This window comes from Paludisphaera mucosa, from assembly GCF_029589435.1.
Classification (GTDB): domain Bacteria; phylum Planctomycetota; class Planctomycetia; order Isosphaerales; family Isosphaeraceae; genus Paludisphaera; species Paludisphaera mucosa.
Genome location: NZ_JARRAG010000002.1, coordinates 4436605 through 4451755 on the forward strand (window position 1 = coordinate 4436605; position 15151 = coordinate 4451755).

At 69.9% G+C, this 15151-nt stretch carries 17 protein-coding genes; 8 read left to right on the plus strand and 9 right to left on the minus strand.

Annotated elements, in window-relative coordinates:
• Positions 1-36: 36 nt before the first annotated feature.
• Positions 37-672 carry an NADPH-dependent F420 reductase gene (locus PZE19_RS27105; protein ID WP_277863727.1) on the minus strand — a complete coding sequence of 212 codons (636 nt, stop codon included), beginning with the start codon at positions 670-672 and terminating at the stop codon, positions 37-39.
• 154 nt (positions 673-826) lie between these two features.
• Here PZE19_RS27105 and PZE19_RS27110 point away from each other — a divergent pair, with 154 nt between their 5' ends.
• Positions 827-1294, plus strand: a complete 468-nt coding sequence (locus PZE19_RS27110) for a MarR family winged helix-turn-helix transcriptional regulator (RefSeq protein WP_277863728.1) — start codon at positions 827-829, stop codon at positions 1292-1294.
• Positions 1295-1374: 80 nt separating this feature from the next.
• Here PZE19_RS27110 and PZE19_RS27115 read toward each other — a convergent pair whose 3' ends face one another.
• Complete coding sequence (locus PZE19_RS27115; protein WP_277863729.1) at positions 1375-2109, minus strand: SDR family NAD(P)-dependent oxidoreductase; 735 nt, start codon at positions 2107-2109, stop codon at positions 1375-1377.
• Between the two features lie 131 nt (positions 2110-2240).
• On the opposite strand from PZE19_RS27115, the gene PZE19_RS27120 reads away from it, so the two are divergent.
• The 4 genes from PZE19_RS27120 to PZE19_RS27135 all read left to right on the plus strand — a co-directional run bounded on the left by PZE19_RS27120 (position 2241) and on the right by PZE19_RS27135 (position 4961).
• Positions 2241-2801: a TetR/AcrR family transcriptional regulator gene (locus PZE19_RS27120; RefSeq protein WP_277863730.1), complete on the plus strand. Its 561-nt coding sequence runs from the start codon at positions 2241-2243 to the stop codon at positions 2799-2801.
• 369 nt (positions 2802-3170) lie between these two features.
• Positions 3171-3578 (plus strand): hypothetical protein, encoded by a 408-nt coding sequence (locus PZE19_RS27125; protein ID WP_277863731.1) that lies wholly within the window; start codon positions 3171-3173, stop codon positions 3576-3578.
• Positions 3579-3588: 10 nt separating this feature from the next.
• Complete coding sequence (locus PZE19_RS27130; RefSeq protein WP_277863732.1) at positions 3589-4266, plus strand: alpha/beta hydrolase family protein; 678 nt, start codon at positions 3589-3591, stop codon at positions 4264-4266.
• A 65-nt stretch (positions 4267-4331) separates the two neighbouring features.
• Positions 4332-4961: a DNA alkylation repair protein gene (locus PZE19_RS27135; RefSeq protein ID WP_277863733.1), complete on the plus strand. Its 630-nt coding sequence runs from the start codon at positions 4332-4334 to the stop codon at positions 4959-4961.
• A gap of 29 nt (positions 4962-4990) precedes the next feature.
• Here the strand turns inward: PZE19_RS27135 and PZE19_RS27140 are convergent, their stop codons facing one another.
• The 3 genes from PZE19_RS27140 to PZE19_RS27150 form a co-directional block, all read right to left on the minus strand.
• Positions 4991-6349, minus strand: a complete 1359-nt coding sequence (locus tag PZE19_RS27140; RefSeq protein WP_277863734.1) for a sulfatase family protein — start codon at positions 6347-6349, stop codon at positions 4991-4993.
• Positions 6350-6444: 95 nt separating this feature from the next.
• Positions 6445-7374 (minus strand): ketopantoate reductase family protein, encoded by a 930-nt coding sequence (locus PZE19_RS27145; protein ID WP_277863735.1) that lies wholly within the window; start codon positions 7372-7374, stop codon positions 6445-6447.
• 90 nt (positions 7375-7464) lie between these two features.
• Positions 7465-7731 (minus strand): hypothetical protein, encoded by a 267-nt coding sequence (locus PZE19_RS27150; RefSeq protein ID WP_277863736.1) that lies wholly within the window; start codon positions 7729-7731, stop codon positions 7465-7467.
• 452 nt (positions 7732-8183) lie between these two features.
• On the opposite strand from PZE19_RS27150, the gene PZE19_RS27155 reads away from it, so the two are divergent.
• From PZE19_RS27155 to PZE19_RS27165, 3 genes are all read left to right on the plus strand, one after another.
• Positions 8184-8381, plus strand: coding sequence for a hypothetical protein (locus PZE19_RS27155; RefSeq protein WP_277863737.1), 198 nt, complete (start codon positions 8184-8186; stop codon positions 8379-8381).
• A gap of 66 nt (positions 8382-8447) precedes the next feature.
• Complete coding sequence (locus tag PZE19_RS27160) at positions 8448-9497, plus strand: DUF1559 domain-containing protein (RefSeq protein WP_277863738.1); 1050 nt, start codon at positions 8448-8450, stop codon at positions 9495-9497.
• Positions 9498-9511: 14 nt separating this feature from the next.
• Positions 9512-10339 carry a hypothetical protein gene (locus tag PZE19_RS27165; RefSeq protein ID WP_277863739.1) on the plus strand — a complete coding sequence of 276 codons (828 nt, stop codon included), beginning with the start codon at positions 9512-9514 and terminating at the stop codon, positions 10337-10339.
• 677 nt (positions 10340-11016) lie between these two features.
• Here the strand turns inward: PZE19_RS27165 and PZE19_RS27170 are convergent.
• Genes PZE19_RS27170 through PZE19_RS27185 form a run of 4 tightly spaced genes read right to left on the minus strand, consistent with a single transcriptional unit; the run spans position 11017 to position 15036 of the window.
• Complete coding sequence (locus PZE19_RS27170; RefSeq protein ID WP_277863740.1) at positions 11017-12261, minus strand: sulfate/molybdate ABC transporter ATP-binding protein; 1245 nt, start codon at positions 12259-12261, stop codon at positions 11017-11019.
• Positions 12258-13163 (minus strand): sulfate ABC transporter permease, encoded by a 906-nt coding sequence (locus tag PZE19_RS27175; RefSeq protein WP_277863741.1) that lies wholly within the window; start codon positions 13161-13163, stop codon positions 12258-12260. Before PZE19_RS27175 ends, PZE19_RS27170 begins: the two co-directional genes overlap by 4 nt.
• Positions 13150-13980 carry a sulfate ABC transporter permease subunit CysT gene (gene cysT / locus PZE19_RS27180; protein WP_277863742.1) on the minus strand — a complete coding sequence of 277 codons (831 nt, stop codon included), beginning with the start codon at positions 13978-13980 and terminating at the stop codon, positions 13150-13152. Before cysT ends, PZE19_RS27175 begins: the two co-directional genes overlap by 14 nt.
• 3 nt (positions 13981-13983) lie before the next feature.
• Positions 13984-15036 (minus strand): sulfate ABC transporter substrate-binding protein, encoded by a 1053-nt coding sequence (locus tag PZE19_RS27185; RefSeq protein ID WP_277863743.1) that lies wholly within the window; start codon positions 15034-15036, stop codon positions 13984-13986.
• Positions 15037-15151: the final 115 nt, after the last annotated feature.

A 15151-nucleotide genomic window follows, 5' to 3' on the forward strand; every position in this document is an offset into this window, starting at 1 on the left:
TTGTGAGGGATGTGAGTAGTAGGCCTCCGGGCGCGCTCAGCCGAGAAGACTGACGCCAATTGAGAAGTTTGTATGTTTGATGGAGTGGGCGACGAGGCCCAGCGACAGCAGGCCGACGTGCTCCAGCGTCCGTGCCAGGCTCAGCGGCCCGGTATCCCTCGGGCGCAGTCCGAGGCTCTCGATGAACGCCGAGACGCGTGCCTTCGCCTCCGCGTTGTCCCCGGCGAGGAACACGTCCAACGGGTGGCCTTCGGTGGGACCGGCAGCCAGGACGTGGGAGAATTGGGTGTTGAACGCCTTGACGACATCCGCATCGGCAGGGGCGGCCTTGGCGATCTCCTGCGCGCCGGAACTGTCCTCGGGGGTCACAAGGCTCATGTGGTCGGAGGCGACGGGGTTGGTGACGTCGACGAGGTGCTTGCCCGCCAACCCTTCACCGTAATGCTTCACCACGTCGAGAACGGCAGCGTAAGGGACCGCCAGGATGACGATGTCCCCGGCCGGGGCGGCGCCGAACGTTCCTGTCGTCGCGCCAGCTCCGACTTGCTCGGCCAGCGCCCGCGCCTTCGCGGCGTCGCGACTCATCACCTCGACGGCATGTCCGGCCTTGGCGGCAAGGCCGCCGATCGCCGCGGCCATGCCGCCTGATCCGATGATGCTGATGGTGCTCATGTTCGTGTTCCCCCTTCCAGTCGGGTTGTTAAATCGCGTCCGACTTAATCGTGTGCGTTTCAATGTTAGCTCGCGCCTGGATCAAGTCAATCGCATCCGCTATAATCGGGTGCGATACATGGTGGCCGCGACGTCACAAGCTCCGGAGGGACCCATGACCCGTTCCCCAAAGGCCGAAGCCGAAGGCCCGAAACTCTCGAAATATCTGTGCTTTGCGGTCTATTCGGCCAATCTGGCGTTCGGCCGCGCCTACAAGCCGATCCTGGATGCGGTCGGCCTGACCTACACCCAGTACATCGCGATGGTGGCCCTGTCGGAGCAGGACGAGCAGACCGTGAGCGAGCTCGGCGAGAAGCTGTTCCTGGAATCCAACACGCTGACGCCGATCCTCAAAAAGCTGGAGCAGACCGGCAAGATCAGCCGCACCCGCGATCCCGCCGACGAGCGGCAGGTGAGGGTGAGCCTGACCGCGGCCGGCCGGCGCCTGCTCAAGAACGATCTCGGTAGGGCGCTGGTCGAGTCCTGCGGCTTGGGTGACGAGTTCTCCGCCGTGCAGACGAACGTCGTCAGGCTGCGCGACAATCTGCTGCGCAACACGAGGGGCAAGCAGGATGAGACGTGATGCCGTCCGTAGCTCTTATTCTCCTTGGGCTTAGCACGCCCAACGTCGCTCGGAATAATCGGATGGAGCGACGTAGGGCGTCAGAGTTGAGCCAGGCCTCCGTCGACGGCGACTTCGCTGGCAGTCATGAAGCTGCTGTCCGACGACGCGAGGAAGGCGGCCACCGCTCCGATTTCCGCCGGATCGGCCATGCGCTGAAGCGGAGTCATCGCGGCATAGGCCTTCTGGCCCTCCTCGCCCAGCGCTGCCTTCGCGAGTTCGGTCGCCGTCGCCCCGGGCGAGAGCACGTTGACCCGGATGCCGGTGCCCTTCAAGTCCTCCGCCCAGGTCCTCGCGAGGTTGCGGACTGCCGCCTTGCTCGCGCTGTAAGCGCTCATTCCCGGTGCGCCCGTGGTGCCGGCGCTCGACCCGGTCAGGATGATCGAACCGCCCTCGCGCAAGAGCGGCAGCGCCTTCTGGACCGTGAAGATCGTACCCTTCACATTGGTGTCGAAGGTCTCGTCGATGTGCTCGGCGGTGATCTTGCCGAGCGGAGCCTGGCTTCCCGCCCCGGCATTGGCGAAGACGACGTCGAGGGTCCCGCGCTCGGCCTTCACCGCCGCGTACAATCGGTCGAGGTCGGCCTCATCGGCGACCGATCCCCTCACCGCGCGGGCATTGGGCCCGAGGTCCGCCACAGCGGCGTCGAGCGCCTCCTGCCTGCGGCCGAAGATGAAGACGATGGCGCCCTCATCGATAAAGCGCTTTGCAGCGGCGCGGCCGATGCCGGTAGCCCCACCCGTGATGACCGCCACTTTACCTTCAAGCTTTCCCATGACATTCCTCCCTAATGTGTCGTCGGCTGGCGCCCTTGTTCCCATCGCGACAAGGGCGGTGCATAATGGACCACCGGTCCAGATCCCGACCCGGAGTATTCGGACCACTGGTCCGTTTGTCAAGGCATCTCATGCGAGCCGACGCCAAAAAGAATTACAGCCACCTGCTTGAAGTCGCGCGTGACGTCGTTGCGGAGCATGGCGCGGACACGTCCATGCGAGAAATCGCCCGCCGGGCCGACGTCGGGTTTGCCACGCTGCTACGCCATTTCCCGACGCGAGAAGCCTTGTTCGAAGCGTTGCTGCGTTCAAATCTGGACGCGCTGACGCAGAAGGCAGACGAGCTCGAAACGGAGAACTCACCCGATGAAGCACTCGTCTCCTGGTTTCGAGAAGTGGTGGCATTCACGCATAGCTATAGCGGCGTTGTCGCCTTGATGGCGAGCGCCCACGCGGACCCGGACTCCGCGCTTTACGCCACATGCTCAGCGGTGCACTCGGCGGGCGCGCGACTATTGCTCCGTGCTCAAGCCGAGGGGACGGCGCGCGCCGATATGGATGGGGTCGACCTTTTCGCCCTGGTGTCCGCGCTCGCCTGGCTCTACGGCCAACCCTCATTCGCGCCACGGGGGGATCATCTCTCTCAAGTTATCACGAGTTCCATCCTGACTAAGCAGCAACCAGCTGGATGAGATCGGTGAGATTCCTACCTGCGGCGGAGGCGCAGGTGCAATTCGGCGGGATGAGCGTTTTTATCGCCAACGACATGGCGGGTCCGAGTGCGAAGACGCACGAAAGACCGAACTGGAATTCGGCTGGTGAAATTTCAGGGGCGGGATGGACCTTCTCGCCCAAGAATTTCCATCTGTATTTTCCAGCATTCGGCGGCCTCCAAGCCGTGTATCCGGCCCCCCGTCCACGAAGGCCAATCGGGTGCCGAATTGGATAGGTTATTTTGCGAGACTCCTAAAGATCCGGGTCATACGCGGCACCGCCCGGCAGACGCCCCCCCTCGAATTCCGCAAACTCGGGGCTTCGCTCAGTCCGATCGAGGCACAGCCATGCACGCCGATTTCGCCGATTTCGGGCCGCCGAAGAACCTCACGTCCCGGGCTCGTCGGTTCATCTTCCTGGGCCTGCTCGCGCCCTTCACGGTCCTGACCTACCTCGCGGTAAGCTCGGGATCACCCGGCGACGTCCGCGACCGCCCCGTGGCCCTCACGACGCTGGCGACGATCACCGGCCCCTTCATCGGGGCCATCGCCCGCAATGGACAGCCCTGCTGTCTTCAATCCTCGCTCCGGCTCGCGGCGGTCTGCGGCCCGGCGCTGGCGCTGGGGCTCACCGTCCAGGTCGTCGCGCCGCCCTTCGGACGGGGCCGGCGGGCGGTTCGGCTGGCGTTCTGGGCGATCGGCTGGTTCGTATGGCTCCTCGGTGGACACGTCTCGTTCATGCACGCCCTGTCCTGAGGCCCTTGATATGCCGCACGACGTCCAGGAGTTGAAGTTCCTCGCCACGCCGGAGAAGGGCGATGTCTCCGCCCTCCTGATCCGGCCGGAAGGCGCGACGCATCTGCTCGTCCTCGGCCATGGCGCCAGCACGAACATGCGGCATGCCACGCTGCAGTCGATCGCCGATCGATTGGCCGAGGTCGGGGTCGCGACGCTCCGCTACAACTTCCCCTACTCGGAGCACGGCAAGGGCCGGGACGGGCAGGCCGTCTGCACGGAGACCATCCGTTCGGCGGTCGCCGCGGCGCGGAAGGCCTCTCCCGACCTGCCCTTGCTGGCGGGCGGCCATTCCTTCGGCGGACGCATGACCTCGACGGCGGCGTCCGAATCGCCGATCGAGGGCGTTCACGGCCTGGTCTTCTTCTCCTTCCCGCTCCACCTGGCGGGCAAGCCCGAGACGAAGCGGGCCGACCACCTCGCGGACGTCGCCGCGCCGATGCTCTTCCTGAGCGGGACGCGCGACGAACTGGCGGACCTGGACCTGCTCAGGCCGGTCTGCGAGAGGCTCGGGCGCCGCGCGACGCTTCATCTCCTCGACACGGCCGATCACGGCTACAAGATCCTCAAGAAATCCCGCGCGAGCGACGAGGACGTCTTCGTCGAGATGGCTCGCGTCGCTCAGGCCTGGGCGGCGGGCTTGAGGTAAAGACGACATGCCGACGAACTTGCGAAACGCAGAGCTGGCCGAGACGAAACAAGGAGGGTGGCGCGATGGAGCTTGCGGAGGTGCTCGGACGGCTCGACGCCCAGGCGGCGGGCAAGACGCGCGTGATGATGGGGCCGTTGCGGGCGCTGGGCGCGAAGCTCAAGGCCGACCACGCCCTCGCGCTCGCGTTGTGGGACACCGGGCGGCTCGATGCGAGGCTCCTGGCCACGATGGCCATGACGCCGGATCGACTCACGGCCGAGGACGCCGAGTCGATGCTCGCTTCGGTCGTCGACGTCCAGGTCGTGGACGAGCTGACCTACAAGGTCGTCGCGGAAGCGCCCTGCGCGGACGAGTCGTGTCGGAAGTGGGCGGGCGCCGAGCAGCCGCTGATCGGGCGAGCGGGCTGGAACTTGCTGGTGGCGAAACTCCTCAGCAAGCGGCTGGCCGCCGGGGAGTGCGCGGACATCCTGGAGACCATCGAGTCCGGTTGCAAGTCGGCCCCGGTGGAGAAGGCGGAGTCGATGATGCGGTGCCTGGTGGAGATCGGCGTGCGCTTCCCGGAACACCGGCCGCGAGCGATCGATATCGGCACCCGCTGGGGCCTGATCGACGACCGGCCGGTTCCGAAGGGATGCACGCCGTTCTACGCGCCGGACTGGATCGCCGCAATCCTCAAGCGCAAGAAGGCCTGAAGCGGGCGACGATCAGCCGGCGCCCGACTTCACGGCATCGCGCGCCGCCAGGCGAGCGCCTGGTCGGCGAGGCGGCGGGCCAGGGCGGGCTCGGCCGCGGCGCGGTCGTGGCGTTCTTCGGGGTCGAGGGCGAGGTCGTACAGCTCGGCTCCGGTGCCGTCGGCGTTCACCAGCAGTTTCCAGTCGCCGTCCAGGATCGCCACGTTCGGCGAGCGGTCGTCGCCCGGGGGGTAGTCGAACGAGGACGGGTTGCGGCCGTACTCCCAGAAGAGGGGCTTCGCGCGTCGGGGACGCTCGCCGCGGAGGACGGACAGCAGGTTCTCGCCGTCGGATTCGTAACCCGGGCGCAGGGGGGCGCCGGCGAGGGCGCAGAGCGTCGGGAAGAGGTCGACGGCCGAGAGGACGGTCGCCGTGTTCGTCACGCCCGAGGGGACCAGGCCCGGCCCCCAGGCGAGGAACGGCAGCCGCACGCCCCCCTCGTAGAGGCTCAGCTTGCTGCCGCGGAAGACGCCCGATCGGCGGCGGTCGAGCGTGGGCAGGGGGCCGTTGTCGGAGAGGAACAGCACGAGCGTGGGCCGGGCCGAGCCCCCCGCGCGGACCGCGTCCAGCAGCCGACCGACCTGGCGGTCGACCTCCTCCAGCACGCCGCGGAGCCGCCCGGGCGTCGACGCCTTGCCGACGGTCCGGCCCTCCTTGCCGGCCGCCTGGTCCTCGGCCGAGGGGACCCAGGGGGTGTGCGGGTCGTCGAGCCACAGGTTCACGAAACAGGGCCGGTCGGCGTGGCCTTTCAGGAAGTCGAGCGTCCGGTCGACCATCCATCGCGTGCGGTCCCATCGCTTGACCGGGTCGCGGTCCGACCAGATCCAGTCGGTCGCCGTGATGTCGGGATGGGGCTCGGGGCTCTCCCAGGTGCCCAGGCCGACGTCATAGCCGTAGGCGGCGAACTTGGGCGGGTCGACCACGTCGCGGCCGCCGCCGAGATGCCACTTGCCGACGTGAGCCGTCGCGTAGCCCGCCGACTTCAGCGTCCGCGGCAGGCTGGGCGCGGCCGGGTCCAGGAAATCGGCCTGCCCGCACGCGCGGTTGCCCGCCCGGGTCTGGAGGTAGCTGGTGATCCGCCAGCGCGCCGGGAACTGACCGGTCAGCAGCCCGCACCGCGAGGGCGAGCAGATCGGCGAGGCCGAGTAGTACCGCGTGAGCCGGACCCCCTCGCGGGCCATGCGGTCGAGGTTCGGCGTCTTCGCCAGGTCGCCGCCGTAGCAGCCCAGGTCGGTGTACCCCATGTCGTCCGCGTATACGACCACGATGTTGGGCCGGACGTCCGCCTCAGGCGCGTCCGACGCCAGCACCAGCCCCGCGACGATCGCCAGCACGCTCAAGCCCGTCATGCCCGAACCCTCCTCGCCACCCCGCGCCGGACCTATCCCCGCGCGGCGACCGAGCAGTCTACCCGGGCGTCGCGCGGGTCGGGAATGGGCCCGATTCAGCGGCGGGCGCGGTTCTCCTGGGCCCGGATCGCGAGCAGGGCCGTCCGGAGCGGCGAAGGGGTCGCGCCGCGGCCGGGCTCGCCGCGGCGGAGCAGGTCGCCGAGGATGTGATCGGCCTCGGTCGGGCCGCCGCGTTCCAGGTCGTCGAGCATGGAGGCGGTGAGCGTCGAATCCGGGTCGACGAGCCGCGAGCGCGACATCTGGAGGAAGGGCGCCCGGGGGGCGAAGCCGTTGGCCTCGGCGATCGCGCGGGCCTCTTCCAGCATGGTCGTGACGAGGTCCGTCCCGCCGGCGCGGACCACGTCGCCGACGGCCGCGCGCATCAGGCAGGTGACGCCGGCGAGGGTGGCGAGGAAGACCCACTTCTCCCACATGGCGAGCGTCACGTCGTCGCTGGCGACGGCCTCGAACCGGGCCCCTTCGAACGCCCGGGCGACCTCGCGGACGACGTCGGCCTGGCCCGGCGAGCGCGCGCCGAAGGTCAGGCGGTGGACGTCGCTGAGGTGCACGATCCGGTCGTGCTCGTCGCGTCGCGACGAGATCAAGCAGAGGCCGCCAAACACCGCGCCCGCGCCGAAACGGGCGTCGAGCGCGTCGAGGTGCTGCAAACCGTTGAGCAGCGGCAGCACGACGGTCCTCGGCCCGACCGCGGGGGCGAAGTCCTCGACGGCGGCGGCGAGGTCGTACGCCTTGCACGTCACGATCACGAGGTCGAACGGCCCGCGCGTCGCCAGGCCCTCGGCCGTGACCGCGGAGGACGCCGGCAGGTCCGCGTCGCCCGCGGGGCTGCGGATCGCCAGGCCCGTCGCCGCCATCTTCGCCGCCCGACCGGGGCGGACGAGGAACGTGACGTCGCGGCCCGCTTCGACCAGCCGGCCCCCGAAATACCCGCCGATCCCGCCGGCGCCGACGACCAGGATTCGCACCGTCTTGCTCTCCTCGGGCTGCGCCGGGCTCGCGGGCGCTTCTCGCCGCGTCCCACGATACCAGGCGGCCGGACGGCCGGGAACGCCCCGTCAGGCCCGGACGAGGACCGGGGCCGGCCGATCGGCGCGGGGATCGGCGTCGTACCGGGCGGCGACCGCGTCGCGACGGACGACCTGGGCCGACGCCGGCGTCCGGGTCTCGCCGCCGAGCACCTTGATCCGATCCTCCAGCTCGGCGATCCGGACGTTGAGCCGGTCGACCGTCACCACGACGAAGGCCAGGATCGCCACCATCCCCACCATCCACACGCTGGCCAGCTCGCAGATCAGCTTCAAGGTCGTGATGCTCACCACCATGGCCCACCCCCTCGGCGTCATTCGCGTGATGCGTCTCGTCTTCGCCACGGGGGGTTATCCACGTCGGCGCGGCGACCGGACGAGAAAATCCGACGTTTCGGGAAAATTCCGCCTTGCCGGTCGGCGGCCCGAGTCGACGACGCCGGCCGTCTAGGAGACGGATGCGAAGACCTCGCGCCCGCAAGGCCGCATCCACGCCCCGTGTCGAAATCGAGGTCTCCTTAAGATTTTTTTCTTGCCATCTTATACGTGCATGACAAACCTACCGATGACGTCGATGCGTTCGGCCCGAGCGGCCGTCGCCCGCGGCGCCCTCCCCCTTCATGCGTGCAAGGAATCCGACGCGGATCGGGCCGGTAGGCCGGGCGGTCGGGGTGCGCGCCGAGGGCGGGGACGGCTTCCGTATCTTCATTCGATCATTCGTCGACTTGCGAGGTGGGGGAGGGGTTTTGATGAGGTATCGAGGCAAAGTGGGCTTCGTCGGGGTGCTGGTCGGCTCGATCGCCATCGCGGGATGCGGCGGCGGCGAGGCGTCCGGCAAGGTCGAGGTCGATAACAGCAAGGACCAGAACCTGATGAAGGCGATGGGGGGCTACATGGACAAGCGGCCGGGGGCCAAGACCGCGTCCAAGCCCAAGGCGGGACCCTGATCGGGACCGTTCGACGAGCGTTCTTCTGCTAATTATTACGTACTTCGGTCTTGAGAGGAGTCGACGATGCGACGGCATGTCTCCCGAGGATTCACGCTGATCGAGCTGCTCGTGGTCATTGCGATCATCGCCGTGCTGATCGCGCTCTTGCTGCCGGCCGTGCAGTCGGCGCGCGAGGCGGCGCGGCGGGCGCAGTGCATCAACAACCTGAAGCAGATCGGGCTGGGGCTGCACAACTATCACAGCGCCCTCAACTCGTTCCCCATGACGGCGACGATCGCCTACCAGGAGATCGGCTCCGCCCAGACGGCCGACTGGGGCACCTGGGGGGCCAATGCCATGCTCCTCCCCTACCTGGAGCAGCGGCCTCTCTACGACGCGGCCAACTTCTGCTGGACGACCTGGCAGGGGACCGGCGCAGTGCACAATTCGACCGTCTTCCTCTCGAAGGTGGCCGCGTTCATGTGCCCCTCCGACGGCCTGACCGGGGTCGAGAACACCAACAATTACTTCGGCTCCGTGGGCACGACCGCGGGGTTCTACCCGAACCAGCAGTCGACGGGGATCTTCGCCAGCAAGGCGAACTACGGCATCCAGCACGTCACCGACGGCTCGTCGAACACCATCGCCTACTCCGAGGCCCTCGTCTCCGGCCCCATCTACAGCCCGAGGCAGGCGAAGTGGCGCGACGGCCCCTCCAACACCGGCGGGGCCGGCGTCGCCTACTCGCTGCTCGACGCCCCCTCCACCCCCGCCAACATCGTCGCGCTGAAGGCGGATTGGCAGATCTGCAACGACTGGTTCCGGACCCAGCGGAGCATGGGCCAGCGTGGGTTCCGCTGGAACCTCGGCGCCCTCGGCGAGAGCATGTTCCAGACGCTGGTCCCGCCGAACTCGAACGACTACCCCTGGAACTCGTGCCGGATGGACTGCGGGCCCGACTGCGGGGCGCTCCACAGCGGCTATTACAACGCCACCAGCAACCATCCCGGCGGCGTCAACGCCTGCATGGCCGACGGCAGCGTGAAGTTCATCAAGAGCTCGGTCGCGATGCCCGTCTGGTGGGCGCTCGGCACCAAGGCCGGCGGCGAGGTCGTCGGCTCCGACTCCTACTGAGGCGCGAGGCCACCATGTCGACCCTCGACGCCGACCTGATCCCGGAAGCCCCGCCGCCCGCGGGGGCGGACGCCGTCGTCGCGGGGGCCCGGCCCGCGACGGCCCGGCTGCTGGGGGCCGCCCTGGCCGCCGGCCTGCTGGCGGCGTTCGCCTCGGGGCCGGCGGGGGAGGCGGTCTACGGGCGTTACGCCCCGCGGCTGTCCGCCACGGCGGGCATCCCCACCCCCGGCGAGGCGGCGGCCGCCACGGCCCGCTACCGCGCGGGCGTCGTCGCCGAATCGTCGCTGGCCTTCGGCCTGCTGGGCGGCTTCCTGGGCCTGGCCCTGGGCGCCGCCGGCGGGCTCGCCGGCCGCTCGCCTCGATCCGCCGGGGCCGCGGCGCTCCTGGGCGGCTTCCTGGGCGCCGCGGTCGCGGTCGCGGCCGTCCAGATGGCGGTCCCGCTGGGGCTCCGGCTCCAGCCCCCGGACGGCGACGACCTCGTCGCCGCGGTCCTGCTCCAGGGCGCGATCGCCGGCCTGGCCGGGGCCGCGGCCGGCTCGGCGTTCGGCCTGGGCTTCGACCGTCGGTCGCTCCCCCGCGCCCTCGTCGGCGGCCTGGTCGGCGCCGTCGCGGGCGTCGTCGCCTACCAGTTGCTCGGCGCCCTGGCGTTCCCGCTCGCCGAGACCAGCAAGCCCGTCGCCGCGTCCGCCCCCGCCCGCCTCTCCGCCCACCTGCTCGTCGCCGCCTTCACCTCGGCCGGCGCGGCCCTCGGCGTCGCCGCCCGCCCCGTCGAGGGCCGATCCCTCGCCACGCCCCGCCCGCCCCGGCGCGAACCCTCCGCGCCGGGGCGGGGGAACAAGTGAGACCCGGGGGCGTGCGGCCTGAGGACACCGCACGTCCTCGCGTCTTTTCGAAGCCGCCCCAGCCGTCGCGGGTCGCGCCCTTCGCCGTGGGTCCCGATTGGTCGGGCCCGGGCGAATCGTCCTTCTCCCCTCGTGGGAGAAGGTGGCCGAAGGCCGGATGAGGGGCTCATCATCCGACCCCGCCCTCTCGCATTCCACGATGCCGCGCCGGCCTCGAAATCCGAGTCCCTTATGGGATCCCCCTCGTCCGACGGGGGCGATCGCATTCACAAGCCCGAAGCGACCTCGAAGTCCGGAAGGCCCATCGGGGTCCCCCTCATCCCGCCCGTCGGGCCACTTTCTCCAACGAGGGGGGAAGGACGAGCGAGCGGTCTCGCGAGGGGCTTCTTGACGGAGCAACCCTCCGCCGGCGTCGCGACCTCGCGTCCGATCTCCGCATGCTCCGCGGGGAATTGGTCCCCCCAAATGCGAATCGGGACCATCCTATCCCGTGGAGGCCTGCGCGCGGAGGGGCGAGACGCGACGACGAGGTCGATGGCGAAACCGAAAAATTCAACGCCGAAAACGAGGATCGAAGCCGATTTTCAGAAACTCAAGCATCGACACAACAACGACTTGCGTCGAAATCGACGCCGAACTCGATCCCGAAGGAAGCCAATTCGGAGCCGATCTCCGGCTCAGATCCCGGCGCCGTCCTGGAGCGCGAGTCCGAGGGCGCGGTGGACGTCGACGGGCTGGAAGGAGCCCTGGGCGCGGTCGTAGACGTTGAGGTGCCGGGGGGAGACGTAGACCTCGTCGCCGGCGGCGAAGCCGACGCCGTGCGAGCGGTTGCGGGGCAGCTCGATCTGGAGGGGGTGGTCGGGGGCGATGCGGAGGTCGAGGCGGACGACGCCCCCGAGGGGGGTGATGCGCTCGATCGTGGCCGGCCAGTAGGGCTTGCCGTCGCGCTCGGAGTAGACGTCGAGGTCGTGGGGGCGGACGTAGGCCTCGGCGTGCTCGGCGGGGGGCCGGTCGAGCCAGGTCTCGGGGCCGCGGCCGATGGCGCCGGCCTTCAAGGACGCCAGCGGCAGGACGTTGACGGCGCCGAGGAAGCCGGCGACGAAGGGGTTGGCGGGCTTCTCGTAGAGGACCTGGGGGGGGCCGATCTGCTGGACCTTGCCGTCGGCCAGGACCACGATCTGGTCCGAGACCTCGAAGGCCTCGCGCTGGTCGTGGGTGACGAAGAGGCTGGTGACGTGGACCTCGTCGTGGAGCCGCCGCAGCCAGGTCCGCAGCTCGTCGCGGACCTTGGCGTCGAGCGCGCCGAAGGGCTCGTCGAGGAGCAGGACCTTGGGCCGGGGGGCCAGGGCGCGGGCCAGGGCGATGCGCTGGCGCTGGCCGCCGGAGAGCTGCGAGGGGTAGCGGCCGGCGTAGCCGCCGAGCTGGATCAGGTCGAGCAGCTCGTCGACGCGGCGGCGGATCTCGGGCTTCGACACGCCGCGGATCTTCAGGCCGAAGCCGATGTTGTCGCGGACGGTCATGTGCCGGAAGAGGGCGTAGTGCTGGAACACGAAGCCGACCCCGCGCTGCTGGACGGGCAGCTCGGTCGCGTCCTCGCCGGTCAGCAGGACGCTGCCGGAGTCGGCGGCCTCCAGGCCGGCGATCGTCCGCAGGATCGTGCTCTTGCCCGACCCCGAGGGGCCCAGCAAGGCCACGAGCTGGCCCGCCTGGACCTCGAACGAGACGTCGCTCACCGCCTGGAACGAGCCGTATTTCTTGGACAGCCCCCGGACCTCGATCGCCACGGCCTTCTCCTCGCTCCCCGGCCTCGCCGCGGCCTCGCGCCGCGGCGAGAGCCACGCCCCCCGATGGTACGAAAGGTCGGCCCCCGGCGACAATCTCGCGCGATCCAGCCCCGTCCCCTGCGACGTCGCGGCGCTCACGGTTCCACCTCCTTGGCCCCTTCCAGGCGGACCCGGACGAGGTCCATCCCCACCAGCAGCACGAACGACGCGGCGGCCAGCACGAGGCTCGCGGCGTAGGCGCCCTCGGCGTGGAAGCTGTCGATCCCCTCGGCGATGTAGAGCGTCGCCGTCTGGGTGTGGCCGATGACGTTGCCCGAGACCACCAGCACGGCCCCGAACTCGCCCAGGCAGCGGGCGACCGTCAGGGTCACGCCGTAGGCCACGCCCCAGCGGATCGACGGCAGGGTCACGCTCCAGAAGGTCCGCCAGCGGCCCGCCCCCAGCGTGTGCGCGGCCTGCTCGTACTCGTCGCCCAGCTCGCGCAGGATCGGCACCAGCTCGCGGACCACGAACGGGACCGTCACGAACATCGTCGCCAGGATCATCCCCGGGAGGGCGTAGATGACCGGGAACCCCCGCGACTCCAGCCAGCCGCCGACCGCGGTGTCGGGGCCGTACAGGACGATCAGCATCAGCCCGGCCACGATCGGCGAGACGGCGAACGGCATGTCGACCATGCCGTCGACCAGGGCCCGGCCGAAGAACCGCTGGCGGACCAGGACGAGCGCCATGGCGATGCCGAAGATCGTGTTGACGACCGTGGCGACCAGGGTGATCCCCAGCGACATCGCGAAGGCCCGCCGCACGGCCGGCTCGCCCAGGGCCGCGACCAGGGGCTTCCAGCCGCCCGCGAGCGCCTGCCTCACCAGGGCCCCGCCGGGGATCAGGATCAGGGCCGCGAACCAGAGCAGGACCGCCCCGATCAGCAGCCGACGCCCCCACGACGAGGCCGTCTCGCGGCCTTGGGCGGGCAGGTCGGCCGCCCGGGGCATGGAGGTCCGTTCGAGGTCCGGCGCCGCGTCGGGGTCAGGCCGCGTCATGGATCTCCCCCCGGCGCTGGAGCGCGTTGAGGATGATGAGGATCAGGAGCGACGAGCCCAGGAGCACCGCCGAGACGGCCAGCGCCCCGTGGCGGTTGCCGCTCTCGATCTCGCCGAAGACGTAGATCGGGGCCGTCTTGGTCAGCAGCGGCTGGTTGCCCGCGACCATCACGACGCTGCCGTACTCGCCGAGCGCCCGGCTGAACGAGAGCGCCGAGCCGGTCAGGATCGAGGGCCAGAGCGTGGGGAGCGTCACGCGGAGGAAGGTCGTCCAGGGCCCCGCGCCGAGGGTCGCGGCGGCCTCTTCCTCGGCCTTGTCCAGCCCCAGGAGCACGGGCTGGACGCTGCGGATCACGAACGGGTAGGTCACGAAGAGGAGCGCCAGGATGATCCCCGGCTGGTCGTAGATGACCTTCCATCCGGCCTTCCCCATGATCGCCCCGACGACGCTGTCGGGCCCGTAGAGCGCGACCAGCATGACCCCGGTGACGACGGTCGGAACGGCGAACGGCAGGTCGATCAGGGCGTTGACCAGGTTCCGGCCCGGGAACTCGTAGCGGACGAGCACCCAGGCCGTGGCCGTGCCGGTGACCGCCCCGACGAGGACCATGATGAAGGCCGTGACGAAGGTCAGCTTGAGGGCGTGCCAGGCGTAGGGCTCGGCGACGGCCGCCCAGAAGGCGCGGGGGCCGGGCTGGACCGCCTGCCAGGTCATCGCCAGCATCGGCAGGACGACCATGACCCCCAGGTAGGCGAGGCTCCCGCCCCGGAGGATCAGGCCCGGGTGCGGCCGACGTCGGGCGATGCTGGCGGCCATGCCTCACTTCCCCCGATTCTGCACGGCCTGGGCGGCGATGGTCGACCAGAGGCCGTTCGTGGAATACAGCTCTTCTTCGAGCTTCGCCCAGCCGCCGAGGTCGTCGGTCGTGAACACGTGGGCGGGCTCGGGACGGCCGGCGACGGCGTCCTTGGCCTCGGGGTTCACGGGCCGGAAGCCGTACGCGGCGAAGATCTTCTGGCCCTCGGCCGAGAGCAGGAACTCGAGAAACGCCTTGGCCAGGGCCTCGTTGCCGTGCTTGGCGACCGACGGCCCGACGAGGGCCACGGGGCTCTCGATCAGGAGCGTCGAGGGGGGGACGACGTAGGGGATCGCCTCGCCCTCCTTGGCCCGCAGCAGCAGCTCGTTCTCATAGGTGACCACGGCGTCGGCGTTCTGCGACTTGACGAAGTTGGCCATGCTCTGGCGGCCCGACTGGTCCATGTTGACGACGTTGGCCTGCACCTTCGCCAGCCGGTCGCGGACGGCGGCGAGGTCGGGGTTGGCCGGGTCCTTGGCGCGGGCCTCGAGCAGGGCGGCCCCGTAGATGGCGTTGATGTTCCAGCGGGCGCCGCCCGAGGTCTTGGGGTCGGGATAGAGCACGCCCAAGCCGGGCTTGGCCAGGTCGGCCCAGTCGTGGATCGACTTGGGGTTCCCCTCGCGGTGGCCGACGACGACGAGGCTGTTGCTGAGGATCCCCTTGTACGGCCCCTCTCTCCAGCCGGGGGCGACCTTGCCGGCCTTGACGAGCAGCTCCATGTCGCCCGAGTGCGAGAGCGCCGCGACGTCGGCGTCGAAGCCGGAGGCGATCGAGCGGGCCTGCGCGCCCGAGGCGTTGTACGACTCCTCGAACTCGGGCTCGCGCCCGGTCTGGGCCTTCCATTTGGCGGCGAAGGCGGGGATGAGGCCCTCGTGGAAGACCTCCTTGACGACCGAGTAGGCGCCGATCTTCAGCGCGTCGGCCTTCGGGACGGGCTCGCCGCCGCAGCCGGCCAGGGCGAAGAGGGCCAGGGCCGGGAGGCCGAGCCGGGCGGGGCGGGGGGTGCGAAACTCCATGGGATCCCTCGGAATCGGGCGGGGCGGGAAGGCGGAGGAGCCGGCCCCGGCGCGTCGGGGTGACGCGGGGGGCCGGCCGATTCGATCCGGATGGTCGGGCGTCGTCGCCTCGCCG

Bases quoted from the DNA above. Each gene is read 5' to 3' on its own strand.
- PZE19_RS27105 (WP_277863727.1), bottom strand. From the start codon at position 672: ATGAGCACCATCAGCATCATCGGATCAGGCGGCATGGCCGCGGCGATC.
- PZE19_RS27110 (WP_277863728.1), top strand. From the start codon at position 827: ATGACCCGTTCCCCAAAGGCCGAAGCCGAAGGCCCGAAACTCTCGAAA.
- PZE19_RS27115 (WP_277863729.1), bottom strand. From the start codon at position 2,109: ATGGGAAAGCTTGAAGGTAAAGTGGCGGTCATCACGGGTGGGGCTACC.
- PZE19_RS27120 (WP_277863730.1), top strand. From the start codon at position 2,241: ATGCGAGCCGACGCCAAAAAGAATTACAGCCACCTGCTTGAAGTCGCG.
- PZE19_RS27125 (WP_277863731.1), top strand. From the start codon at position 3,171: ATGCACGCCGATTTCGCCGATTTCGGGCCGCCGAAGAACCTCACGTCC.
- PZE19_RS27130 (WP_277863732.1), top strand. From the start codon at position 3,589: ATGCCGCACGACGTCCAGGAGTTGAAGTTCCTCGCCACGCCGGAGAAG.
- PZE19_RS27135 (WP_277863733.1), top strand. From the start codon at position 4,332: ATGGAGCTTGCGGAGGTGCTCGGACGGCTCGACGCCCAGGCGGCGGGC.
- PZE19_RS27140 (WP_277863734.1), bottom strand. From the start codon at position 6,349: ATGACGGGCTTGAGCGTGCTGGCGATCGTCGCGGGGCTGGTGCTGGCG.
- PZE19_RS27150 (WP_277863736.1), bottom strand. From the start codon at position 7,731: ATGGTGGTGAGCATCACGACCTTGAAGCTGATCTGCGAGCTGGCCAGC.
- PZE19_RS27155 (WP_277863737.1), top strand. From the start codon at position 8,184: ATGAGGTATCGAGGCAAAGTGGGCTTCGTCGGGGTGCTGGTCGGCTCG.
- PZE19_RS27160 (WP_277863738.1), top strand. From the start codon at position 8,448: ATGCGACGGCATGTCTCCCGAGGATTCACGCTGATCGAGCTGCTCGTG.
- PZE19_RS27165 (WP_277863739.1), top strand. From the start codon at position 9,512: ATGTCGACCCTCGACGCCGACCTGATCCCGGAAGCCCCGCCGCCCGCG.
- PZE19_RS27175 (WP_277863741.1), bottom strand. From the start codon at position 13,163: ATGACGCGGCCTGACCCCGACGCGGCGCCGGACCTCGAACGGACCTCC.
- cysT (WP_277863742.1), bottom strand. From the start codon at position 13,980: ATGGCCGCCAGCATCGCCCGACGTCGGCCGCACCCGGGCCTGATCCTC.
- PZE19_RS27185 (WP_277863743.1), bottom strand. From the start codon at position 15,036: ATGGAGTTTCGCACCCCCCGCCCCGCCCGGCTCGGCCTCCCGGCCCTG.